Genomic DNA, 23,843 nt, shown 5'->3' with positions numbered 1-23,843 from the left:
CCCTCGTTGGGGGACACCCGCCGTCTGGTCGTCCGGTCGTCGGCCCCTCACCACCCCCCGCCCCACCACGTGAGTGCAAGGTTTCGTCCGCGTCACCGGGCGGCACCGTACGGAAATCCGCCGTCCCTAGCGTCAAGGAGAAGACCTGACTCCTGGGAGGCGCGATGACGGCCGAGGCCGCGGAGACCCGTACTGACAGCCCCGATGGCAACCCCGCCGACAGTCGTGGCGACGGCCGCGTGCGGCGGCGCGGCGGGCGGTGGATCGAGCGCTGGGACCCCGAGGACGAAACCTTCTGGGCGGAGAAGGGGGAGCGGATCGCCCGGCGGAACCTGGCGTTCTCCGTGCTCTGTGAGCACATCGGGTTCTCCGTCTGGAGCCTGTGGTCGGTGATGGTGCTGTTCATGGGGCCGGAGTACGGGATCGACCCGGCCGGGAAGTTCTTCCTGGTGGCGATGCCGACGATGGTGGGCGCGGTGCTGCGGGTGCCGTACACCTTCGCGGTGGCGCGGTTCGGCGGGCGCAACTGGACGGTGATGAGTGCGCTGCTGCTGCTGGTGCCGGCCTCGGTGGCCGCGCTGGTGATCGAACCGGGCACCTCGTACAGCACGTTTCTGCTGGTCGCGGCGCTCGCGGGGGTCGGCGGCGGGAACTTCGCCTCGTCCATGACGAACATCAACTCCTTCTTCCCGCTGCGGAAGAAGGGGTACGCGCTGGGGCTCAACGCCGGTGGCGGCAACATCGGGGTGCCGGTGATCCAGCTGCTGGGGCTGCTGGTGATCGGGACGGCGGGGGCCGCGCAGCCACGGCTGGTGCTGGCCGTCTACGTGCCGCTGATCGTGCTCGCGGCGGTGCTCGCGGCGCTGTTCATGGACAACCTCGCGCCGGTGACGAACGACACCGGCGCGGCCGTCGACGCCGCCCGGGAACCGCACACCTGGGTGATGTCCCTGCTCTACATCGGCACCTTCGGGTCGTTCATCGGCTACAGCTTCGCCTTCGGGCTGGTGCTGCAGACCCAGTTCGCGCAGACGCCTCTCCAGGCGGCGTCGCTGACCTTCATCGGGCCGCTGCTGGGCTCGCTGATCCGGCCGGTCGGCGGGCGGCTGGCGGACCGGTTCGGCGGCGCCCGGATCACGCTGGGCACCTTCGCCGCGATGGCCCTGGCCACCGGGGTGGTGATCGGGGCGTCGGCGATGAAGTCGCTGCCGGTGTTCCTCGTCGGGTTCATCTCGCTGTTCGTGCTGTCGGGGCTCGGCAACGGCTCCACGTACAAGATGATCCCGGGGATCTTCCAGGCCCTGGCGGTGCGCCGCGGGCTGGCGGGGGAGGCGGCCGCGGCGTACGGGCGGCGGCTGTCGGGCGCGGCGATGGGGCTGATCGGGGCGGTGGGCGCGGTCGGCGGGCTGGCCATCAACCTCGCCTTCCGGCAGTCGTTCATGGCGACCGGCTCGGGCACGCCCGCGTTCGTGTCGTTCCTGGTCTGCTACGCGGTGTGCGGCGCGGTGACCTGGGCCGTATACCTGCGGCCCGCGGCGCGCGTACGGCGTACGGCGCAGGCACCGGCCGCGGAGGGGGAGGCGCGCCCGGCGTACGCAGAGGTGTGAGCGACGGTCATCGCGCGCGGGCGGCCGCATGGAGGGCCCCGCGGCCGCCCCCGCGCGACGCCCCGTAACCGCGGGGAAATACTGGAGGACCGGAGCTGTCACGTGCCGTTGGCACGCTGGGCACTCGGCACCGCGTGCCGCCCGAGCCGCGGCGGTACGGCAGTACACCACTCTGGGCGAAGCGGGACGACCATGTACGAGCAGCAGCAGGAACACGGTGAGCAGGAGGGGACGGCGCCGGCACCGGCCGTCCGGCCGCTGGACGGGTTCACCGTCGGCGTGACCGCGGCCCGGCGGGCGGAGGAACTGGGCGCGCTGCTGGAGCGGCGCGGCGCACAGGTGTTGCATGCGCCCGCGCTGCGCATCGTCCCGCTGCCGGACGACACCGAGCTGCTCGCGGTGACCCGGGACCTCATTGCCCATCCACCGGATGTCGTCGTGGCCACTACGGCCATCGGCTTCCGCGGCTGGGTGGAGGCCGCGGAGGGGTGGGGGCTGGGCGAGGCGCTGCTGGACCGGCTGACCGGGGTGGAGCTGCTGGCGCGCGGGCCCAAGGTGCGCGGCGCGATCCGGGCCGCCGGGCTGACCGAGAAGTGGTCCCCGGCCTCCGAGTCGATGGCCGAGGTGCTGGACCGGCTGCTGGCGGAGGGCGTCTCCGGCCGCCGGGTGGCCCTGCAGCTGCACGGGGAGCCGCTGCCGGGGTTCGTCGAGGCGCTGCGGGCCGGCGGGGCGGAGGTCATCGGCGTCCCCGTGTACCGCTGGATGCCGCCGGAGGACATCGGTCCGGTCGACCGGCTGCTGGACGCGGTGCTCGCGCGCGGCCTGGACGCGGTGACCTTCACCAGTGCGCCGGCCGCCGCGTCGCTGCTGCGCCGCGCGGGGGAGCGCGGCATCCGCGAGGACGTGTTGGCCGCGCTGCGGCAGGACGTGCTGGTGGTGTGCGTGGGGCCGGTGACGGCGATGCCGCTCCATGAGGAGGAGATCCCCACCCTTCAGCCGGAGCGCTTCCGGCTCGGCCCGCTGGTGCAGCTGCTGTGCAAGGAACTTCCGTCCCGGGTGCGGCCGTTGCCGGTGGCCGGGCAGCGGCTGGAGATCCGCGGGCACGCCGCGGTGGTGGACGGCGCCCTGCGTCCGGTGCCGCCGGCCGGGATGGCGCTGCTGCGCACGCTGGCCCGCCGGCCCGGCTGGGTGGTCTCCCGCGGGGAGCTGCTGCGCGCGCTGCCGGGCGCGGGCAGCGACGAGCACGCGGTGGAGACCGCGATGGCCCGGCTGCGGGTGGCGCTGGGCGCGCCCAAGCTGATCCAGACGGTGGTCAAGCGTGGTTACCGGCTGTCGCTGGACCCCCATGCGGAGTCGGACAAGTACGGCGGGGAGTAGGGGGAGCGGCCCGGCGGAGGGGGCGGCCCGGCGGGGCGGCTGGGCGCGGATCGGGGCCGGTCCGGCGGGGAGCGGCGTGCCGGCGCGGATCGGGGCCGCCCCATCGGATCGGGGCTCGCCCGCGCCCTAAGCCGGGTTGTTCACGCGGATCTTGGACTGGCCGTGCGGCCGCTTCTCCCAGTCCTCCATGAAGCGCGCCTCCAGGCCGTGCCGGTGGGCCAGCTCCAGCAGGGTCTCGGTCCGGTAGTAGAAGTCCTCGCGCAGCACCTGGTGTTCGGTGCCCTCGGTGCGGTCGAAGGTGAAGTCGAAGAAGCCGCCGGGGGCCAGGATCCGGCCGACGTGGGCGAGGCACTCGTCGATGACCTCGACCGGCGAGTGCGAGAAGACGCTGTGCGCATGGACGATGTCGAAATGGGCGGACGGCAGGAAGTCCAGCGTCAGGTCCTGGGTGATCGTCAAGTGCGGCAGCTTGTCCTGGAGTCCGTAGGTCGTCAGGGTCTGCTTCGCGGATATCAGGATGTCCGGCGAGATGTCGATGCCGTAGTAGTGGCCGGTGTGCAGATGGGCGATGAAGCGCCAGCCCGCGCGCAGATTGCCGCAGCCGATGTCCAGCATCCGGTGGCCGGGCCGCAGACCGTGCTCCGCCAGGTAGTCGAACTGCATCTCGCCCAGCGCCAGCCAGCGTTCATGGCTGCGGCTGCCGACCGCGGCCTCCGGGTTGCGGCCGGCGTCGGAGGCCATCACCGCCCGGTAGTACGCGATGTGGTCGGGGTGCTTGAGGCGCAGCCAGGTGTCGCGGGCGGTGCGCTTGACGTACGGGGTGATCCGGGCCGGGTGGCGGACCGCGTAACCGATCTTGTGGGTCAGGCCGGCGCGGTTCGTGAGCAGGGACTTGCGCGACATGGAGACCTTCGTCCTGGAGTGGCTGAGGGCATTGCGGCAGGCGGACGGACGGGCAGACGGACAAGCAGGCGGACGGACAGACGGGCAGGCCCGCAGACGGACGGGGCGCACATGCGGACAGAATGGACGAACCGGAGCGTGAGAGCGCGTGGATCACCCGCCAACGGACTATACGCTAGATGTATACACGCAGGGTCTACCTGTTGTGTCCAGGTGCAGCCCCTCCCCGGAGTGGCTGACTCCGGAGGGTTCCGGCCGGCCCGTGCGCCGGGCACTCTGGGGGCACAGGTGTGTGGTCCCTAAGGAGTGACAGGCACATGGCGGCGCATGGTGACCTGCGGTTCGACTGCGGGCGGATCTGCCTGGACCTGGCGGCCACGGCCGACGGCATCCCGGCCGAACGGCTCGCCGGCCCCGAGGAGTTGCGGGCCTGGCTGGTCGGCGCCGGCCTGGTGCCGCCCGGCACCCCGCTGGACGGTGTCGACGGCCGCTGGCTCGGCCGCTTCCGCACGCTGCGGGAGCTGCTGCGCCGGGTGGTGCACGACGAGCTGCGGGGCCGGGCGGCCGACGCCGATCTGGCGCTGCTCAACTCCGCGGCCGGGGCCGGAACGCCGCCCGCCGTATGTGCCGTACGGGCCGCGGACGGCGCCCTGGCCCGCACGCTCCCCGGCCCGCCCGACTGCGCCGGACTGCTGGCCGCGGTGGCCCGGGACGCGATCGGGCTGCTGACCGACGCGGAGGCCCGCCGGCAGCTCCGCCAGTGCGAGGGCGAGAGCTGCACGCTGGTCTACCTGGACACCTCCCGCGGCCGGCGCCGCCGTTGGTGCTCCAGCGAGGTGTGCGGCAACCGGGAGCGGGTGGCGCGGCACCGCAGGCGTACGACGGTGCGCAGGAAGCAGGAAGGAAGCGCCGGTCAGGGGCCCGTACCCGGCGCGGAAAAATATTCCGCCGGCCGCTGAACACCCCGTCCGTCCCGTCCGTACTCCTCACTGCAAGTCCGATTCATGGCGCGGTCCCCGGCGATCTTGGGCGATCTGGGCTATCGACCCGGGAGTTGGAGTGCGTAAGGATGCCGTCGTGGCAGACAGGACGACACCTGACGAGGAGCTCATGCGAGCCCTCTATGACGATCATGCGGGCCCGCTTCTCGCCTTCGTCCTGCGATTGGTGGCGGGCGACCGGCATCGCGCGGAGGACGTGGTGCAGGAGACGCTGGTCCGCGCCTGGCGCAACGCCGATCAGTTGCAGCGGGCCACCGGCTCCATCCGGCCCTGGCTGGTGACCGTCGCCCGGCGGATCGTGATCGACGGGCACCGCAGCCGCAAGGCGCGGCCGCAAGAGGTCGATGCGACGCCCCTGGAGACGATGCCCGCCGCCGATGTGATCGACCGGGCGCTGCGGCTGATGACGATCTCCGAGGCGCTGAGCGATCTGAGCAAGGCCCACCGAGAGGCCCTCGTCGAGACGTACTTCAAGGAGCGTACGGTCAGCGAGGCGGCACAAGTGCTGCGGGTGCCGGCCGGGACCGTGCGGTCCCGGGTGTTCTACGCGCTGCGCTCCCTGAAGCTCTCGCTCGAGGAACGAGGAGTAACGGAGTGACCCCGCCCATGCCGCCGGACCGGCACACCGACGTCGGCGCCTACGCCCTGGGCGTCCTGGACGCTGCCGACGCGGACCGGTTCGAGGCGCATCTCGTCGGCTGCGACCGGTGCGCGGCCGAGCTCGAACAACTGATGCGTCTCACGCCGGTGATGGCGGAGTTCAAGCAGTCCGCCCCCACCCCGCAGACGATCACCGCCGTCCCCGGCCCGGCGATGCTGGACGGGCTGCTCGACGTGGTCACCACCACCCGGCGCGGCCGCGCCCGGCGCCGGCTGTTCCTGGTCGCCGCGGCGGTCGTACTGATCGTCGGCGGCCCGCTCGCCACCTTCGCGCTGAAGGGGGCGGAGTCCCCGCAGAGCCCTCCGGCGCCGCCGCTGGCGAACGCCGTCCGGGCCCAGTACGCGGCGGGCGAGAAGGTGAGCTCCGTCGACCCGGACACCAAGGTGTCGGCGGGCGTCTCCATGGCCGCCAAGCCCTGGGGCACCCAGGTCGTCCTTGAGCTCGCCAACGTCAAGGGGCCGCTCGCCTGCGATCTGGTCGCCGTCGGCAAGGACGGCAAACGGCAGACCGTCACCACCTGGGCCGTCCCCAAGGGCGGCTACGGCATCCCGGGCAGCACCGCGAAGTGGAACCGCGAGCCCCTCTACGCGGCGGGCGGCGCGGCCCTCAACCGCGGCGACATCGACCACTTCGAGATCAACACACTGGACGGCAAGCGGCTGGCGAAGGTGAACGTCTGAGGCCCGCCCCCGGCGCCCCGGCCCGGTGCGGCCCGGGGCGCCGGTCACGCACCTCCCCGTGCCGGACCGGCGCGTCCCCCGACCGGCCCCACCCGGAGCCACGGTCTGCGTCACCCCACAGCCATGGCCTGCATCAACATCCGACCGAACTCGTCCGACTTTGTCCTTCTGACCAGGTGCGCATGATGCCCGGTTCGCGTACGGTTGACGGCTGCCCTACGCACAGCAGAAGGGGGCCTGGGTGGCCGCGCACAACGCCACGCACGCACCGGACCACGCTTCGGATTCCGTTCGCGCCCGCGAGATCGAAGCCGAGCAGACGCATCTGGACCGCGTCTACCGGCGCCTTGAGGAGAAGATCCACGAGGCCGAGTTCCTGATGGACGACGCCGCCAAGCGCGGCCAGGTCGGCACGCCCGGCGCGTACGCCGAGCGCGACGCCCAGGTCTTCCAGGCCGGCGTCCATCTGCACCGGCTGAATTCCGAGTACGAGGACTTCCTCTTCGGCCGGATCGACCTGCTCCTCGGCAAGGACGGCAAGAAGGGCCCGGACGGGGCCTTCACCTCCGTCGAGCCCGCCGACGGCGCGATCGAGGACAACCGCGCCGAGATCGCCGAGACGCTGCACATCGGCCGCCTCGGGGTCCTCGACGCGGACTACTCCCCGCTGGTCATCGACTGGCGGGCGCCGGCCGCCGCGCCCTTCTACCGGGCCACCCCGGTCGCCCCCGGCCGGGTCGTCCGCCGGCGCGTGATCCGCTCCAAGGGCCGCAAGGTCCTCGGCGTCGAGGATGATCTGATGCGCCCGGAGGTCACCGCGACGCTGGCCGGCCGGGAGCTGCCGGCGATCGGTGACGGTGCGCTGATGGCCGCCCTGGGCCGGGCCCGCAGCCACACCATGCGCGACATCGTGGCCTCCATCCAGGCCGAGCAGGACATGGTGATCCGGGCCCCCGCCGCCTCCGTCACCGAGGTCGAGGGCGGGCCCGGCACGGGCAAGACCGCGGTCGCCCTGCACCGCGCCGCCTACCTCCTCTACCAGGACCGCCGCCGCTACGCGGGCGGCATCCTGATCGTCTCCCCGACGCCGCTGCTGGTCGCGTACACCGAAGGCGTGCTGCCCTCCCTCGGCGAGGAGGGCCAGGTCGCCATCCGGGCCCTGGGCTCGCTGGTGGAGGGCGCCGAGGCGACCGCGTACGACTCGCAGGCCGTCGCCCGGATCAAGGGCTCCGCGCGGATGCAGAAGCTGCTGCGCAAGGCGGCCCGCGGGGCGCTGGAACTGGCGGCTCCGGCGGCGTCGCCGGACGGCACCGGCCCGGCCGCCGCGGCGGCCGAGGACGGCCAGCTGTCCCTGGAGGACCTCGTCGCCCCGCCCCCGGACAGTGGCGCCGCGCAGGAGACCCGCCGGGCCCGCCGCACGCGCTCCAGATCCCCGCGGCCCGCCGCGGCCGCCCCCGCCCGGCTGCGGGTCGTCGCCTTCGGCGGCCGGATCGAGTTGGACGCCGACGAACTGCACGCCATCCGGCAGTCCGCGCTCGGCGGCACCGCACCGGTCAACCTGCTGCGCCCGCGCGCCCGCCGGCTGATTCTGGACGCGCTGTGGGCCAAGTCCGGCGCCGCCCGCCGCTACACCGACCCCGAACTCGCCGCCGAGGCCCGCGAGGGCTTCGACGAGGACATCACCACCGAGCACGACTTCCAGGAGTTCCTGGACAGCTGGTGGCCCGAGCTGACCCCGCGCGGCGTATTGGCCGCGATGGCCGACGAGCGGCTGCTGGGCCGCTGGGCCCGCCGGACCCTCAACCAGCGCGAGGTACGCCAACTGGCCCGCTCCCTCCAGCGGCTGGACGCGCACGGACACGGCCCGCTGTCGGTGCACGACGTCGCGCTGCTGGACGAGCTGCAGCTGATCCTCGGCGCCCCGATGCGCCCGGCCCGCCCGCGCGAGGCCGATCCGCTGGACCATCTGACGGGCCTGGAGGAGCTCACCACCTACGCCGACCGCAACGGCGGCGGCCGCCGCCGGCGCGAGCGGCTGGAGGAGGAGCGCACCGAATACGCCCATGTCATCGTCGACGAGGCGCAAGACCTGACGCCGATGCAGTGGCGGATGGTCGGCCGCCGCGGCCGGCACGCGACCTGGACGGTGGTCGGCGACCCGGCGCAGTCGTCGTGGTCCGACCCGGACGAGGCCGCCGTCGCCCGCGACGAGGCGCTCGGCACCCGCCCGCGCCGCCGCTTCACGCTCACCGTGAACTACCGCAACCCCGCGGAGATCGCCGACCTGGCGTCCCGGGTGCTGGCGCTGGCGATGCCCGGTATGCAGTCGCCGAAGGCGGTCCGCTCCACGGGCCTCGAACCCCGCTTCGCGCTCACCTTCGACGGCAGCGGCCCGGCCGGTGACGAGGCGCTGGCGCGGGCCACGGTCGCCGAGGCCGAGCGGCTGCTGGGCGAGGTGGACGGCACGGTCGGTGTCGTGGTGGCCATGAACCGCCGCGAGCAGGCCCGCAGTTGGCTGGCCCCGCTCGGCGACCGGGTGGCGGCGCTGGGCTCCCTGGAGGCCAAGGGGCTGGAGTACGACGCCACCCTCGTGGTCTCACCGGCCGAGATCGCCGACGAGTCCCCGGCCGGCCTGCGGGTCCTGTACGTGGCGCTGACCCGGGCCACCCAGCAGCTGACCGTCCTGTCGGCCGAGCGGGACGAGCCGGACGCGTCCGCAGTGCCCGATCTGCTGCGGGACTGACCCCGGCCGGCCCCGCCCGGCACCCGTACGGCGGCCCCGGCCGGGCGCCGGGCACCGCCGTACGAGGGGTCTTCAGATCGGCCCCCCGGGACGGGATTCGCTTCCGGGGATGGTTTGTTAGCCTGGGTGACGGCACCGGCTCGATCCAAGCCCCCGGGCCCAACCATCGTCGCTACGAGCGACCACTTGCCGCGAGGCGAGCATGGCGGGTCGGTGCCGCTTGATCGTCGACTACGGGCGTCTCTCCTGCGGGAGAGGCGCCCGCAGTCGTTCGGGGCCGGCTGAACGGCGGGCGACGGGCGGATGACCGTTGCCCGAGATCTTCCTCAGGGCCGCCCACCGGGGTTCCGTACCCTCGCTCACCTCTCGTATGGTGAAATCTACTTTCCGAAAGTCGTGGCTGGTTACCGCGTACCGGCAGGTAGGTGCGACGATCGGTCAACATTGCTCCGGACCCGGTACCCCCGGGCCACGAAGCCGCTTAGAGAGCACCAGGGAAAGCAGAGGAAGTCGGCCATGGCAACGGCGCCCAGCGTCTCGTACTCGATGACGGTTCGGCTGGAGGTCCCTGCCAGCGGGACCGCGGTCAGCCAGCTCACCACGGCCGTGGAGTCCTCCGGCGGCTCGGTCACCGGCCTCGACGTGACGGCATCCGGCCACGAGAAACTCCGGATCGACGTCACCATCGCCGCGTCGTCCACCGCGCACGCCGACGAGATCGTCTCCAAGCTGCGCGGCATCGAGGGCGTCTCGCTCGGCAAGGTCTCCGACCGTACCTTCCTGATGCACCTCGGCGGCAAGATCGAGATGTCGTCGAAGCACCCCATCCGCAACCGTGACGACCTGTCGATGGTCTACACCCCCGGCGTCGCCCGCGTCTGCCAGGCCATCGCCGACAACCCCGAGGACGCCCGCCGGCTGACGATCAAGCGCAACAGCGTCGCGGTCGTCACGGACGGCTCCGCGGTGCTGGGCCTCGGCAACATCGGCCCCAAGGCCGCGCTGCCCGTCATGGAGGGCAAGGCGGCCCTCTTCAAGCGCTTCGCCGGCATCGACGCCTGGCCGCTGTGCCTGGACACCCAGGACACCGACGCCATCGTGGAGATCGTCAAGGCCATCGCCCCCGGCTTCGCCGGCATCAACCTGGAGGACATCTCCGCCCCCCGCTGCTTCGAGATCGAGGCGCGGCTGCGCGAGGCCCTGGACATCCCGGTCTTCCACGACGACCAGCACGGCACCGCCATCGTGGTGCTCGCCGCGCTCACCAACGCGCTGCGCGTCGTCGGCAAGAAGACCGAGGACGTCCGGGTCGTGATGTCCGGCGCCGGCGCGGCCGGTACCGCCATCCTCAAGCTGCTGATCGCGGCCGGCGTCCGGCACGCCGTCGTCGCCGACATCCACGGTGTGGTGCACGCCGGCCGGACGGACCTGGTCGACGCCGACCCGGATTCGCCGCTGCGCTGGATCGCCGACAACACCAACCCCGAGGGCGTCACCGGCACCCTCAAGGAGGCCGTGGTCGGCGCGGACGTCTTCATCGGCGTCTCCGCGCCCAACGTCCTGGACGGCGCCGACGTCGCGAAGATGGCCGACGGCGCGATCGTGTTCGCCCTGGCCAACCCCGACCCGGAGGTCGACCCGACCATCGCCCGGCAGACCGCCGCGGTGGTGGCCACCGGCCGCTCCGACTTCCCCAACCAGATCAACAACGTCCTGGTGTTCCCCGGTGTCTTCCGCGGCCTCCTCGATGCCCACTCCCGTACGGTGAACACCGAGATGATGCTGGCCGCGGCCGGCGCCCTCGCGGACGTCGTCCTGGAGGACGAGGTCAACCCGAACTACATCATCCCCAGCGTCTTCAACGAGAAGGTCGCCGGCGCGGTGGCCGACGCGGTCCGGAACGCGGCGAAGAGCGGCGAAGCGGCTGTGACAGCCGCCACGACGCTCTGAGTCGGCGCGTCGCTGGACACGCCGTCGTTGGGGCGCCCATAGGGTGGCGGGCAGCAAGCGACCGCCGCCCTGTGGGGCCGGCCCGGAGCGGGAATGATACGGAACGTGACCACCAACGAGGCAGTGGCACTTTTCGTGTGACCCTCCTGGGTGCCGGATTGGCTTTACCGCCGCAGGTAGGGGCAGGATGCGTAATCGGGCGCGAGGGTCTGGCACCAGACCCGGGTCCGGGGACTGTCCGAGGACCCTGGCAGCATCGGCTTCGATCTCACGCCTCATTGGCAAGAAGAACACGGGAGTACAAACATGAACCGCAGTGAGCTGGTGGCCGCTCTGGCCGATCGCGCCGAGGTGACCCGCAAGGACGCCGACGCCGTTCTGGCCGCCCTCGCCGAGGTGACCGGCGAGGTCGTCGCCAAGGGCGACGAGAAGGTCACCATCCCCGGCTTCCTGACCTTCGAGCGCACCCACCGTGCCGCTCGCACCGCGCGCAACCCGCAGACCGGCGACCCGATCCAGATCCCGGCCGGCTACAGCGTGAAGGTCTCCGCGGGCTCCAAGCTCAAGGAAGCCGCCAAGGGTAAGTAAGACCCTCAGCACGGCACGCCAGGGCGGCCATCCCTTCCAGGGGTGGCCGCTCTGTCGCGTTCCATGGCACGGGCGGCCGGTGGACGGCCCGATCCGGCCGTCCGCGGCCAACGGGAAGTCCGCCGGGCGTACGCCCGCCAACGAGGCCACCAGGGCCCTGCAGGGGCCGGAAATGCCGCCCGGCGCGGCCGGATCCGTCGGCGGCCCCGCGCCGGGCGCCGCTGGGGCGCCCCTGGGGGCGCCCTCGACGGCCGAACGGTCCGCGCGACCTCGGCGGTGCCGTTCCGGCCCTGTCCCGGTCCCGTACGGGGCCGCCGTACGGGTGAGACCTGGGCCGCGAGAACGGACGGCTTGAACGGCGCGCCGCGCCCGCCGAGTTGTCTGCCGCACGGACGACGCCGCACGGCAGCGGGCCCCGGCGGTGTACGCCGGGGCCCGCTGCCGTCGAGAAGACCGCTGTGCCGTGGTCAGTTGCTGCGCAGTGCGCCGTTCGGGAGCTCGACCTTGGCGCCCAGCTCCACGAGCTTCTCCATGAAGTTCTCGTAGCCGCGGTTGATCAGGTCGATACCGTGCACCCGGGAGGTGCCCTGCGCCGCCAGCGCCGCGATCAGATACGAGAAGCCGCCGCGCAGGTCGGGGATGACCAGGTCGGAGCCCTGCAGCCGGGTCGGTCCGGAGACGACCGCGGAGTGCAGGAAGTTGCGCTGGCCGAAGCGGCAGGCGGAGCCGCCCAGGCACTCGCGGTAGAGCTGGATGTGTGCGCCCATCTGGTTGAGCGCGGAGGTGAAGCCGAGCCGGGACTCGTACACCGTCTCGTGCACGATCGACAGGCCGGACGCCTGGGTCAGCGCGACGACCAGCGGCTGCTGCCAGTCGGTCTGGAAGCCGGGGTGGACGTCGGTCTCCAGGGCGATGGCGTTGAGCGAACCGCCCGGGTGCCAGAAGCGGATGCCCTCGTCACCGATCTCGAAGGCGCCGCCGACCCTGCGGAAGGTGTTGAGGAAGGTCATCATCGACCGCTGCTGCGCGCCGCGGACGAAGATGTTGCCCTCGGTGGCCAGCGCCGCGGACGCCCAGGAGGCGGCCTCCAGGCGGTCCGGGAGGGCGCGGTGGGTGTAGCCGTCGAGTTTGTCGACACCGGTGATCCGGATCGTCCGGTCGGTGTCCATGGAGATGATCGCGCCCATCTTCTGCAGTACGCAGATGAGGTCCTCGATCTCCGGCTCCACGGCGGCGTTCGACAGCTCGGTGACGCCCTCGGCCAGGACGGCGGTCAGCAGCACCTGTTCGGTCGAGCCGACCGACGGGTACGGCAGCCGGATCTTGGTGCCGCGCAGTCGGTGCGGGGCCTCCAGGTACTGCCCGTCGGCGCGCTTCTCGATCGTCGCGCCGAACTGGCGCAGCACGTCGAAGTGGAAGTCCACCGGGCGGCCGCCGATGTCGCAGCCACCGAGGCCGGGGATGAAGGCGTGGCCGAGGCGGTGCAGCAGCGGGCCGCAGAACAGGATCGGGATCCGCGAGGAACCCGCGTGGGCATCGATGTCAGCGACGTTGGCGCTCTCGACGTGCGACGGGTCGAGGATCAGCTCCCCCGGCTCGTCACCCGGGCGCACCGTGACGCCGTGCAGCTGCAGCAGCCCGCGCACCACGCGTACGTCGCGGATGTCGGGCACATTGCGCAGCCGGCTGGGGCCGCTGCCGAGGAGGGCGGCGACCATGGCCTTCGGTACAAGGTTCTTCGCGCCGCGAACCCGGATCTCGCCCTCGAGCGGGGTGCCGCCGTGGACAAGCAGTACGTCGTCAGTAGAGACGGTCATGGATCTCGCGTTCCTGGAGACGGGCAGGGGCCAAGCTGAAATGGTAAGGGCGGCCGGGGGTGAGTCCGTAGGCCCGTGCAGGTTTCGCGTGTGTAATGGCTTTGCGACAACACGCTCCGCTACCTTCCGCCTTGGATCTGTAATCGACCTTTGGCTGAAATTGCCGGGGATTGTCTTGAATGGGCTATCTGGTGTCGAGGTCGTGCGCCGGTGCTGCCGCCGTACGCCCTGCCCTGCTCTCGCACGGGCCTCGGCGTTGACTCCCCGCTCCGGGCAGAAGTGCGGGATCATGTGGCCATGACCGAGGTGTCCTCGCTCACAGGGCGGCTGCTCGTCGCGACACCCGCGCTCGCTGATCCGAACTTCGACCGCGCGGTGGTGCTGCTCCTCGACCACGACGAGGAGGGCTCCCTCGGCGTGGTCCTCAACCGTCCCACCCCGGTCGGCGTGGCGGACATCCTCGCCCCCTGGGCCGCGCTGGCCGGCGAGCCGGGCGTGGTCTTCCAGGGCGGCCCGGTGTCGCTGGACTCCGCGCTCGGGGTGGCCGTGGTGCCCGGCGGGATGTCCGGCGAGGGCGGCATCCCCTCCGTGGACGGGAGCGCGCTGGCGGGCGGCGACGGCGCGGAGCCGGCCGGCGCCCCGGCCGCCCCGGCGGCGGACCGGGCGGACGTCCAATCGGGTGACGAGCCGCTGGGCTGGCGCAGGGTGCACGGCGCGATCGGTCTGGTCGACCTGGAGGCTCCGCCGGAACTCCTCGCGGCGGTGCTCGGCAGCCTGCGGATCTTCGCCGGGTACGCGGGCTGGGGCCCGGGCCAGCTGGAGGACGAGCTCGTCGAGGGCGCCTGGTACGTGGTCGAGTCCGAGCCCGGCGATGTCTCCTCGCCCGACCCGGAGCAGCTGTGGCGCGCGGTGCTGCGCCGCCAGCGCAACGAACTGGCGATGGTGGCCACATATCCGGACGACCCGTCGCTGAACTGAACGCCGTCCGGGCGCGGGTGCGCGTGGTGGCGGGGGAGGACGCCCGGTCAAAGGTCTCTGAACCCCGTCCTGGCGCGGGTGCGCGTCGGCCGGGCGGCTGCCCGCAATCCGGCGCGAGGGCCCGGATTTTGTTGACGACTGGATTATTGTGACGGCTCGGTCATGGGGAATTGTCGGACCCCGTCGCTAGGGTTCGGTGGTGACAGGCGGGTGTGCGGCCGCGTCGGCGGGGCCGCGCCGGACAAGCGGGGGAGAGCGCCATGCACAGGCCGAGCGTGCCCGAGGACCTCGACCATCCGGAGCGCCTGTGGGCGCGCGCCGCGACCTTGGCGGTGGTGGCCGCCGGCGTGGACGACGGGGACGAATACAGCTGGGGCCGCAACGGCCTGCAGTGCTGGAACGACGGCGGCAGCTACTGGTGGCGGCTGCAGCTGTTCGAGGGCGGCCGGGCGCTGCTGTGCGGCCAGGACTCGGACGGCAGCTACACCCACGACGGGGGCCGGCGGATCGACTTCCTGGCCGGCGGCCCGGAGTGGCTGCCCCGGGAGCGGCTGCGGGACGACGCCGAGGGCAATCTCCTCGGTTTCGTCTACTGGTGGCAGGACGGCGGCTGGGCCCGTGCGCCCTATCCCGCGAAGATGCCGGACGACGGCCTGGAGATGGCGATGAACTGGGCAGCGCCCGGTGACGCCGCGATCGACAAGCTCGTCGAGGACCTCGTGGCACGGGCGGAGACGGAGGTCGACCCCGGTGCGGCGGTCCGTGCCTTCCTCGCCCTCGCCGCGGCCCGCACGGTAGCGGCGCCGGACATCGCGGCGCTGCTGGACGCGGTCTGCGACAAGGATTCCTGGTACGACGTCCGGCCCGATGCCGCGCTGGCCTTCGCCGCGCAGCTCGGCCTGACGGCCGGCGACCGGGGCGGTATGGCGGTCGCCTCGTAGTCCTGGGGGTCGTGCGCCCGGCCCGGCACCGGCACCGGGCCGACGCTCCCGGGTTGTGGCGGGCGTGAGTACCCTTGGCTGTTATGAGCACTGTTGAGCCCGAGCGCGGGGCAGGTACGGGGACCCTCGTAGAGCCGACACCGCAGGTGTCGCACGGCGACGGCGACCACGAGCGCTTCGCCCACTATGTCCAGAAGGACAAGATCATGGCGAGCGCGCTCGACGGCACGCCCGTCGTGGCGCTGTGCGGGAAGGTCTGGGTCCCGGGCCGCGACCCGAAGAAGTACCCGGTCTGCCCCATGTGCAAGGAGATCTTCGAGTCCATGGGCGCCGGCGGCGACAAGGACAAGGGCGGCAAGGACGGCGGCAAGAAGTAGCGACCGCGGACCGTAACTCCCGGCCGGCGACGGCCGGTCGTGCGCGAGCGCAAGCAGCGTGACGGGCTGAGGACGCGGTCCGGCCGTCCGGCCGTCCGGCTGTGCGTCGTGCGGCGTGCGGTGGTTGCGTTGACACCCCGCCTCGGTATGGGCCCGGGTCCCTCGTGGGCCGGGGCCCGTCGGCGTTCTGGTGCTGCGCAGGGTGTGGGGACACCTGGGGCGTCAACCCCAACGTGGCGTCAACCCCAACGTACTGGCACCCACCGACAACACCCCCCTGCGGTTCTACGAGCCCGTGCCGGCGGAGGTCCCGGCGCTCTTCCCGTCGCCGTTCGTGCACCTCGGCGGCGACGAATGCCCCACGGACCAGTGGCGGGCGTCCGCCACCGCCCGGGCGCGGAGGGCCGAGCTGCCACCGGCCGGCGAGGGCGCGCTGCAGAGCTGGTTCCTCGGGCACTTCGACCGCCGGCTCGCCGCCCGCGGCCGTTGGCTGATCGGTGGGGGCGAAATCCTGGAGGGCGTCCACCGCTTCGAGCCGGTGCCGCCCGAACCGTCCCCGGAGCGGGCCGCGCACGTCCTGGGCCCCAGGTCAACGCCCGGGCCGAGGTCATGGACGGCCAGCAGCGCCTCGACCACCAGGACTTCACCCGGCGGACGGCCGTCCACTGCGCGACGCCCTCGGTGTCGACTGCCGCCTGCCCGGTGGCCCCCTCCTCTGGCAGAAACGGCCCGGAGTCCTCGGACGCCCGATCGACGGGGCGCCCCCAAACGTGTGAGCCCCGGTGCAAGGAGGGCGTCCGTGCGGCCGGTCCCTGGGACGGTGGTGCGGTACGGCGGTCCCCCCGCACCTGCCGTACCGAGCACCGCATGTGCCGGCGGGCGCGTCCCGCTGCACCTTTCCGGACGCCGCCGCCGACGCGCCACACCGCAGTGCCCGTACCGTCGGTGGCGGACGAAACCGGACGAGAACCCTGTCCCGGGACCGACCGCCGCTTCGTGGACCCTCGCGCCGAGGGCCCGGGAAGATGTGCCAGAGTTGCCACGTCCGGGCTGTGAGCACGTACCGTACGGCGGAGCGGAACTGCCGGGACACCGGGGAAGGGGCAGCTGGCTTGACCACGCACGCACCGCACGCGTCGCACACGGTGACGTTGCCGGCCTCGCTCGACGAGGCGGTGGCGGCGCTCACCGCCATGCCCACCGCCGTGCCCGTCGCGGGCGGCACCGATCTCATGGCGGCGGTCAACGCCGGACATCTCAGACCCGCAGCCCTGGTGGGTCTCAACCGGATCAGTGAGATGCGCGGCTGGCAGTACCTGGACGGCCATGCACTGCTCGGTGCCGGCCTGACCCTCGCCCGTATGGGACGCCCCGACTTCGCCGCCCTGATCCCCGGCCTGGCCGCGGCCGCCCGCGCGGCCGGCCCGCCGCAGATCCGCAACGCCGGCACCCTCGGCGGCAACATCGTGACCTCCGCGCCCACGGGGGACACCCTCCCGGTGCTCGCCGCCCTCGAAGCCACGGTGATCATCGCCGGCCCCGGGGGCAGTCGCCGGGAGATCCCGGTCAGCCATCTCCTGGCCGGCCGCGAGATGCTCAACCCCGGCGAACTCGTCGGCTTCGTACGGGTGCCACTGCTGCACGCGCCGCAGACCTTCCTCAAGGCCACCGGCCGCACCGGCCCCGGCCGCGCCACCGCGTCGGTGGCGCTCGTCCTGGACCCGGCCCGGCGCGGGGTGCGCTGCGCGGTGGGCGCGGTCGCTGCCATGCCGCTGCGCCCCCTGGAGGCCGAACAGTGGGTGGCCTCGCTCATCGACTGGGACGGCGAACGCGGCCTGGTCCCCGAGGCGCTGAGGGCCTTCGGTGACTATGTCGCCGCCGCCTGCATCCCGGACCCGGCGCCGCCCGAGGACGGTTCGGAACCGGCCACCCTGCCGCCGGCCGCACTGCACCTGCGCCGTACGGTGGCAGCCCTGGCCCGCCGCGCACTGGGGAGGGCGCTCTCATGAGTGAGCGCAGCGAGCTCATCGGCGAGCCAGTCATGGAGAGGTGCGCGCCTCGCGGATGCGAGGCCGAGCGAAGTGAGGGCTCGGCATGAGCGACGCCGACAACCGCCATCCGTATCAGCCGCACCCCGAACAGGGCTGGCAGCCGCTGCCGCAGGGCGGCGAGTACGAGTCGGAGGCGACGGCCTTCGTACAGCTCCCGGAGGGCTTCACCAGCGGGATCTACCAAGGACGGGCGCCCCGTTACGGCACCCCGGGCGCCGAACCGCTCGCGGCCCCGGGCCACGGCTACACCCCGCCGTCCTCCTTCACCCCGCACACCGGCCCGCCGTCGGCCCCGGACGCGGGCGCCGACCCGTCCGCCACCGGCCAGTGGACGATGCCGTTCGCGGACCGCTCGGCCGGATACGCCGACCCGTCCGCCGGATACCCGGCCCATGCCGAGCAGGCGCCCCACCAGGGCCACACCGCGGCGTACCACAGCGGCGCCCCCGAGGCGGCCCCGCCGTGGGGCGAGCGGGTGGACTGGCCCGTGGCGGGCAGCGCGGAGGCGGGCGGCACGGGGACCTGGTCGGTCCCCGCGGCGGCGGACGACGGACCGGAGGAGTCCGGCGAGTATCTGCTCGGCGACGAGGAACTGACGGGGCATACGGGACTTACCGGCGGCTATCAGGGCGCCCATGGCCACCAGCGCCATCCGGGGCATCCGGGCCTTACGGGGCGCGGCGCTGCCGCCGGCTACCAGGACGGCGGATATCCGGCCGCGTACGACGGGGCACCGAGCCAGGCGGACGCCGAAGAGGCCGCCCGGACCGGGCACTGGAACTTCACCGCCGGGCAGGATGCGGCGGGCGGGACGCAGGCGCACCCTGCGCAGCCGCAGGAGACCGCGCACGGCGGGGAGGCGCACGACCCCTTCGGCGTCCCCGCGGGCGACCCGTACGCACACGAGCGCGGTCTTTCCGGCCCCGGCGCCGAGCCCGAACTGCCCGGCGGCGGCGACCCGTACGCGACGGGCGGCGGCCTGCACCCCGCGGCCGGCGAGGCGACCGGGCACTGGTCGCTGCCGGCCGATGCGCTGGCCCAGTGGCCCCCGGCCACGGAGGCGGCGCAGCCGTCGCACGACGGGGCGCCGGAGCGGCAGGAGGCGGCCGACCCGTCCGACGCGATGGCGGACATGCCCGACATGGCGGGTGTGGGCGGATGGCCGGCCCGGGGAGTCGACGGCGAACAGCCGCAGGATCCGGGCGACTTCGCGCACCCCGACGACCCGGCCGACTCGGCCGCGTCCGAGGACGACGGTGCCGCGCAGGACGCCCCGCAGGAGACCAACGGGCCCGGCGCGCACATCGAGCCCGGCGCGCACCCGGACCCCGACGACTTCGCGGGCCCGGAGGACTTCGCGGGCCCGGAGGACGGCAGGGACGCCGACGACGGTGCCAGCACGGACGACCGCATCGGCGACGGAACCGCCGGCGACGGGGAGCCCCTCGTCGGCATCGAGCCCCTCGCCGACGCCGCCGACCCGGACCCGGTGTCCGGCTCCGGCCTCGATGTCCACGGCGATCACGACGATCACGACGAACACCCCGCCGCCTCCTTCGTGCTGCGGGTGAACGGCATCGACCGGCCGGTCACCGACGCCTGGATCGGCGAATCACTGCTCTACGTCCTGCGCGAGCGGCTCGGCCTGGCCGGCGCCAAGGACGGCTGCTCGCAGGGCGAGTGCGGGGCGTGCTCGGTCCAGGTGGACGGCCGGCTGGTGGCGTCCTGCCTGGTGCCCGCGGCCACCACGGCCGGCAGCGAGGTCCGTACCGTCGAGGGGCTCGCGGAGAACGGCGTGCCCTCCGACGTACAGCGCGCGCTCGCCGCGTCCGGTGCGGTGCAGTGCGGCTTCTGCGTACCGGGGATGGCCATGACCGTCCACGACCTCCTGGAGGGCAACCACGCCCCCAGCGAGCTGGAGACCCGCAAGGCACTGTGCGGCAACCTCTGCCGCTGCTCCGGCTACCGGGGCGTGCTGGACGCCGTCGAGGAGGTCGTCAAGGCCCGCGCGGTGGCCGCCGACCCCGCGGAGGACGAGACGGGCGGGGAGGCGCCGGCGGACACCGCCCGTATTCCCCACCAGGCGGGCCCCGCCGACCCCATGGGCCACGCCCCGCACGACCAGGATCCGCACATGGGAGGCTCCGCATGAGCAAGCGCAGCATGGGGGGCTCCCCGGCCGGCGGCCGGGGGAGCAGCAGGGTGAGGTGCGCGCTGAGCGAATGCGAGGCCGAGCGAAGCGAGGTTTCGGCATGAGTGGCACGTCCGACGGCGCAGCCGCCGTCACCGCGACCCCTGCGGCGGGCGTCCAGATCCCCGACGAGCCGCCGCCGCACGGCCTGGGCGTCTCCCTGCCGTCCGAGGACGCGTCGGCCAAGACAGAGGGCACCTTCCCGTACGCCGCCGACCTGTGGGCCGAAGGGCTGTTGTGGGCCGCGGTGCTGCGCTCCCCGCACCCGCGCGCACGGATCCTGTCCATCGACACCAAGCACGCCGTGGAGATGCCGGGCGTACGCGTCATCGTCACCCACGAGGACGTCCCCGGCGACGCGGCGCACGGCCGGGGCACCGCAGACCGCCCGGTCTTCGCCAAGGACGAGGTCCGCCACCACGGCGAGCCGATCGCCGCGGTGGCCGCCGACCACCCCGACACGGCCCGGCTGGCCGCCGCCGCCATCGCCGTCGAGTACGAGGTCCAGGAGGCGGTCACCGACCCCCAACTGGCCTTCGAGGCCGAGCCGCTGCACCCGGACGGCAACCTCATCCGGCACATCCCGCTCCGCTTCGGCGACGCCGACGCCGTGGGCGAGGTGATGGTCGAGGGGCTCTACCGGATCGGCCGCCAGGACCCGGCGCCCATCGGGGCCGAGGCGGGGCTCGCGGTGCCGCGCCCCGACGGCGGCGTGGAGATCTACACCGCCTCCACGGACCCGCACACCGACCGCGATCTGGCCGCCGCCTCCTTCGGTCTCGCGCCGGAGCAGGTGAAGGTCGTGGTGACCGGAGTCCCCGGTGCCACCGCCGACCGCGAGGACCCGGGAGTCTCGCTCGCGCTCGGTCTGCTGGCGCTGCGTACGGGCTGCCCCGTCAAGCTCGCCGCCACCCGTGAGGAGTCCTTCCTCACGCACGCCCACCGCCACCCCACGCTGCTGCGCTACCGCCACCACGCGGACGCCGACGGCACCCTGGTCAAGGTGGAGGCGCAGATCCTGATGGACGCCGGCGCCTACGCGGACACCTCCGCCGATGCCCTGGCCGCCGCCGTCTCCTTCTCCTGCGGCCCGTACGTCGTCCCGCACGCCGTCGTGGACGGCTGGGCGGTGCGCACCAACAACCCGCCGTCCGGCCATGTGCGCGGCGAGGGCGCGATGCAGGTCTGCGCCGCTTACGAGGGCCAGATGGACAAGCTGGCCGCCCGCTTGGGCATGGAGCCCGACGAGATCCGGCTGCGCAACGTCATGGCCACCGGCGACCTGCTCCCCACGGGGCAGACGGTGACCTGCCCGGCCCCGGTGGCCGAACTCCTGCATGCCGTCAAGGAAGCGCCGCTTCCCGAGCTGCCCAAGGATGCACCCGAAGCGGAGTGGCTCCTGCCGGGCGGCCCCGAGGGCGCGGGGGAGCCGGGTGCGGTGCGCCGCGGCGTCGGCTACGGGCTGGGCATGGTGCACATGCTCGGCGCGGAGGGCACCGACGAGGTCTCCACCGCCACCGTCAAGGTCAGCGGCTCGGTCGCCACCGTCATCTGCGCCGCCGTCGAGACCGGTTCGGGGTTCTCCACCCTGGCACGGCAGATCGTGCAGGAGACGCTCGGCGTCGAGGAGGTGCACGTCGCGCCCGTCGACACCGACCAGCCGCCGGCCGGCCCGGCCTGCCACGGCCGGCACACCTGGGTCTCCGGAGGCGCCGTCGAGCGCGCCGCGAAGATGGTCCGTACGCAGCTCCTCCAGCCGCTGGCCCACAAGTTCGGCATGTCCACCGAGCTGCTGCAGATCAACGACGGCAAGATCACCTCCTACGACGGGGTGCTCAGCACCACCGTTGCCGAGGCGCTGGACGGCAAGGAACTGTGGGCCACGGCCCAGTGCCGGCCGCATCCGAGCGAACCGCTGGACGAGAGCGGTCAGGGCGATGCGTTCGTCGGTCTCGCCTTCTGCGCGATCCGCTGTGTCGCCGATGTCGACATCGAGCTCGGCACCATCCGGGTCGTGGAGATGACCGTCGCCCAGGACGTGGGGCGGGTGCTCAACCCCCGCCAGCTGCGGGCCCGTATCGAGGCCGGTGTCACCCAGGGGCTGGGCGCCGCCCTGATGGAGAACCTGCGGACCGCCCGCGGTCAGGTCCGCCACCCCGACCTGACCGGCTACGCCCTGCCGACGGCCCTGGACGCGCCGGACATCCGCATCGTCAAGCTCGTCGAGGAGCGGGACGTGGTCGCCCCCTTCGGCGCCAAGCCCGCCAGCGCGGTCCCGGTCGTCACCTCACCGGCCGCCGTGGCCTCCGCGGTCCGCGCCGCCACCGGCCGCCCCATCGGCCGCCTCCCGATCCGCCCACAGGCGGCGGTGGCACAGGTGGCGCAGCAGTAGGGGGTGTTGGCCGCTGCGGGGGTTGCTTTCTCGCCGCGGGGGTTGTTTCCCCGCCGCCCACCCCCCTTCGGGGGGTGGGCGGGTGTATGTGGCCCGGTTTCGGGTTCGGTTCGTGCGTGCCTGCGTGCCTGCGTGCCTGGGTGCCTGCGTGCGACGAACCGACCGGGGCCCTGTCGGCGGTCGAAGACGTGTGCGATGCTGACGCGATGTCGCTCTCCCCTGTCCCTGCGGAGCCGATAACGCCCGATCCGGTGCACGAGGTTCCGGACACGCTGCTCACCCAGTCCTGGCTCGACCTGTCGTTCCTGCACTGGGCCGCCGACCCCGCGGACGTGGCGCCGTTCCTGCCGGCCGGGACAGTGCCCGACACCCACGACGGGCTCACCTACATCGGCCTGGTGGCGTTCCGGATGCACCGGGTGGGCTGGTTCAGGGTGCCGGGTGTCCCGTACCTCGGCACCTTTCCCGAGACCAACGTGCGGCTCTACTCGGTGGACCGGCACGGCCGACGCGGCGTGGTGTTCCGCTCGCTGGAGGCCTCGCGGCTGCTGCCGGTGGCCGTCGCCCGCAGCGCCTTCCGGCTGCCCTACATGTGGGCCAGGATGGCGATCCACCGTGACGCGGACACCATCAGCTACACCAGCAGCCGACGGTGGCCGGGGCCGCGCGGGGCGCGCTGTCGGATCGCGGTGCGCATCGGCGGGCGGATCGAGGAGCCGACCGCCCTCGAACACTTCCTGACCGCCCGCTGGGGCATGCACAACGCCTTCTTCGACCGACCGGTGTATCTGCCGAACACCCACCCGCGTTGGCCCCTGCATCGGGCCGAACTCCTGCACTGTGAGGATGAGCTGGTGACCGCCGCCGGGCTGCCGTCGCCGACCGGGCCGCCGGTCAGCGTGCTGTACTCCCCCGGCGTACCGGTTCGCTTCGGCCGGCCTGCCCGCCCGGGCGGCCTGCCCACCCCTTGAGCCCGCGCGGGGCGACGGTCAGGCGTTGGCCGGGAGCGTGGTGGCCGGGTCTACGACGTCTCTCGGTGCCGGAAGAGCACGGCCGCAGCCCGTCCCACCGCCGGGACTGGACCGAGTGGAAGGCCCTGCTGAAAGAGGCGAACATTCGGGACGGGCGTCTGCACGACGCGCGCCACACGGCCGCCACGGTTCTGCTGATCCTCGGGGTACCCGAGCGGGCCGTCATGGGCCTCATGGGATGGTCGACGACTGCCATGGCCGCCCGGTATCAGCACATGGTCGACGCGGTGCGGGCCGATGTGGCAAAGCAAGTTGACGACCTCATTTGGCGGCCGAATGGGCAGACTACGAATAGCGCTAGCTGATCCATAACGGATGCCGAAGCCCTATGCCCCGACCTAGCGGTCGGGGCACCCGAGGGGGCACGTGAAGCTCTGCATTGCGTAAGTTTGCCACCAATCTCGATGATCGCGTTGGTGTGCGTGGTTGTGGTCACGTTCTAGCGTGGCTAAAGCTCATCTCGTTCATTGAATCGGCTGTATCGACCAGAAGTGGTGGCGACGTTGACAGGATTTAAGAAGGTGGTTGGCTGTGAGTTCCTGGTCCAAGGTGGAT

At 72.9% G+C, this 23,843-nt stretch carries 17 protein-coding genes and 2 pseudogenes; 17 read left to right on the top strand and 2 right to left on the bottom strand.

Annotated elements, in window-relative coordinates; genetic code table 11:
- Positions 1-164: 164 nt before the first annotated feature.
- Positions 165-1,607, top strand: a complete 1,443-nt coding sequence (locus BKA18_RS13885; RefSeq protein ID WP_366043416.1) for a nitrate/nitrite transporter — start codon at positions 165-167, stop codon at positions 1,605-1,607.
- Positions 1,608-1,799: 192 nt separating this feature from the next.
- On the top strand, positions 1,800-2,984 hold the full coding sequence (locus BKA18_RS13880; protein WP_366043415.1) for a uroporphyrinogen-III synthase: 1,185 nt from the start codon (positions 1,800-1,802) through the stop codon (positions 2,982-2,984).
- 126 nt (positions 2,985-3,110) lie between these two features.
- On the opposite strand, the gene BKA18_RS13875 is transcribed toward BKA18_RS13880, so the two are convergent.
- A complete protein-coding gene (locus BKA18_RS13875) occupies positions 3,111-3,887 on the bottom strand; it encodes a class I SAM-dependent methyltransferase (RefSeq protein ID WP_366043413.1) in 777 nt (258 codons plus the stop codon).
- A gap of 317 nt (positions 3,888-4,204) precedes the next feature.
- On the opposite strand from BKA18_RS13875, the gene BKA18_RS13870 reads away from it, so the two are divergent.
- From BKA18_RS13870 to BKA18_RS13845, 6 genes are all read left to right on the top strand, one after another.
- Complete coding sequence (locus BKA18_RS13870) at positions 4,205-4,846, top strand: CGNR zinc finger domain-containing protein (protein ID WP_366043412.1); 642 nt, start codon at positions 4,205-4,207, stop codon at positions 4,844-4,846.
- A 100-nt stretch (positions 4,847-4,946) separates the two neighbouring features.
- Positions 4,947-5,486, top strand: coding sequence for a sigma-70 family RNA polymerase sigma factor (locus BKA18_RS13865; RefSeq protein ID WP_093483464.1), 540 nt, complete (start codon positions 4,947-4,949; stop codon positions 5,484-5,486).
- Positions 5,483-6,229, top strand: a complete 747-nt coding sequence (locus tag BKA18_RS13860) for an anti-sigma factor family protein (protein WP_366043411.1) — start codon at positions 5,483-5,485, stop codon at positions 6,227-6,229. Before BKA18_RS13865 ends, BKA18_RS13860 begins: the two co-directional genes overlap by 4 nt.
- A 241-nt stretch (positions 6,230-6,470) precedes the next feature.
- On the top strand, positions 6,471-8,972 hold the full coding sequence (locus BKA18_RS13855) for a HelD family protein (RefSeq protein WP_366043410.1): 2,502 nt from the start codon (positions 6,471-6,473) through the stop codon (positions 8,970-8,972).
- Between the two features lie 516 nt (positions 8,973-9,488).
- Complete coding sequence (locus tag BKA18_RS13850) at positions 9,489-10,922, top strand: NAD-dependent malic enzyme (protein WP_093483461.1); 1,434 nt, start codon at positions 9,489-9,491, stop codon at positions 10,920-10,922.
- 306 nt (positions 10,923-11,228) lie between these two features.
- Complete coding sequence (locus BKA18_RS13845) at positions 11,229-11,510, top strand: HU family DNA-binding protein (protein WP_006605312.1); 282 nt, start codon at positions 11,229-11,231, stop codon at positions 11,508-11,510.
- Positions 11,511-11,977: 467 nt separating this feature from the next.
- Here the strand turns inward: BKA18_RS13845 and murA are convergent, their stop codons facing one another.
- On the bottom strand, positions 11,978-13,327 hold the full coding sequence (gene murA, locus BKA18_RS13840; RefSeq protein WP_006605313.1) for a UDP-N-acetylglucosamine 1-carboxyvinyltransferase: 1,350 nt from the start codon (positions 13,325-13,327) through the stop codon (positions 11,978-11,980).
- A 297-nt stretch (positions 13,328-13,624) separates the two neighbouring features.
- Between murA and BKA18_RS13835 the strand changes: the two genes are divergently transcribed.
- From BKA18_RS13835 to BKA18_RS13795, 9 genes and pseudogenes are all read left to right on the top strand, one after another.
- On the top strand, positions 13,625-14,305 hold the full coding sequence (locus BKA18_RS13835; RefSeq protein WP_006605314.1) for a YqgE/AlgH family protein: 681 nt from the start codon (positions 13,625-13,627) through the stop codon (positions 14,303-14,305).
- A 260-nt stretch (positions 14,306-14,565) separates the two neighbouring features.
- Complete coding sequence (locus BKA18_RS13830) at positions 14,566-15,246, top strand: hypothetical protein (RefSeq protein WP_366043409.1); 681 nt, start codon at positions 14,566-14,568, stop codon at positions 15,244-15,246.
- Positions 15,247-15,329: 83 nt separating this feature from the next.
- The gene (locus BKA18_RS13825; protein WP_078568732.1) at positions 15,330-15,623 is read left to right on the top strand and encodes a DUF3039 domain-containing protein; all 294 of its coding nucleotides are present in this window, start codon (positions 15,330-15,332) and stop codon (positions 15,621-15,623) included.
- A gap of 235 nt (positions 15,624-15,858) precedes the next feature.
- Positions 15,859-16,399, top strand: a pseudogene (locus BKA18_RS13820) (family 20 glycosylhydrolase); the annotation flags it as partial.
- 336 nt (positions 16,400-16,735) lie between these two features.
- Positions 16,736-17,632 (top strand): FAD binding domain-containing protein, encoded by an 897-nt coding sequence (locus BKA18_RS13815; RefSeq protein WP_006605318.1) that lies wholly within the window; start codon positions 16,736-16,738, stop codon positions 17,630-17,632.
- A gap of 85 nt (positions 17,633-17,717) precedes the next feature.
- Positions 17,718-19,826 carry a 2Fe-2S iron-sulfur cluster-binding protein gene (locus BKA18_RS13810; protein ID WP_366043408.1) on the top strand — a complete coding sequence of 703 codons (2,109 nt, stop codon included), beginning with the start codon at positions 17,718-17,720 and terminating at the stop codon, positions 19,824-19,826.
- A 100-nt stretch (positions 19,827-19,926) separates the two neighbouring features.
- Positions 19,927-22,257, top strand: a complete 2,331-nt coding sequence (locus BKA18_RS13805) for a xanthine dehydrogenase family protein molybdopterin-binding subunit (RefSeq protein WP_366043407.1) — start codon at positions 19,927-19,929, stop codon at positions 22,255-22,257.
- A gap of 206 nt (positions 22,258-22,463) precedes the next feature.
- On the top strand, positions 22,464-23,228 hold the full coding sequence (locus BKA18_RS13800; protein ID WP_366043406.1) for a YqjF family protein: 765 nt from the start codon (positions 22,464-22,466) through the stop codon (positions 23,226-23,228).
- A gap of 65 nt (positions 23,229-23,293) precedes the next feature.
- Positions 23,294-23,593: pseudogene (locus BKA18_RS13795) on the top strand (tyrosine-type recombinase/integrase); the annotation flags it as partial.
- Positions 23,594-23,843: the final 250 nt, after the last annotated feature.

Source organism: Streptomyces auratus, assembly GCF_050433025.1.
Classification (GTDB): Bacteria; Actinomycetota; Actinomycetes; order Streptomycetales; family Streptomycetaceae; genus Streptomyces; species Streptomyces sioyaensis.
The sequence above is the reverse complement of the archived record's forward strand: the minus strand, read 5'-3'. Positions and strand labels throughout refer to the sequence as shown.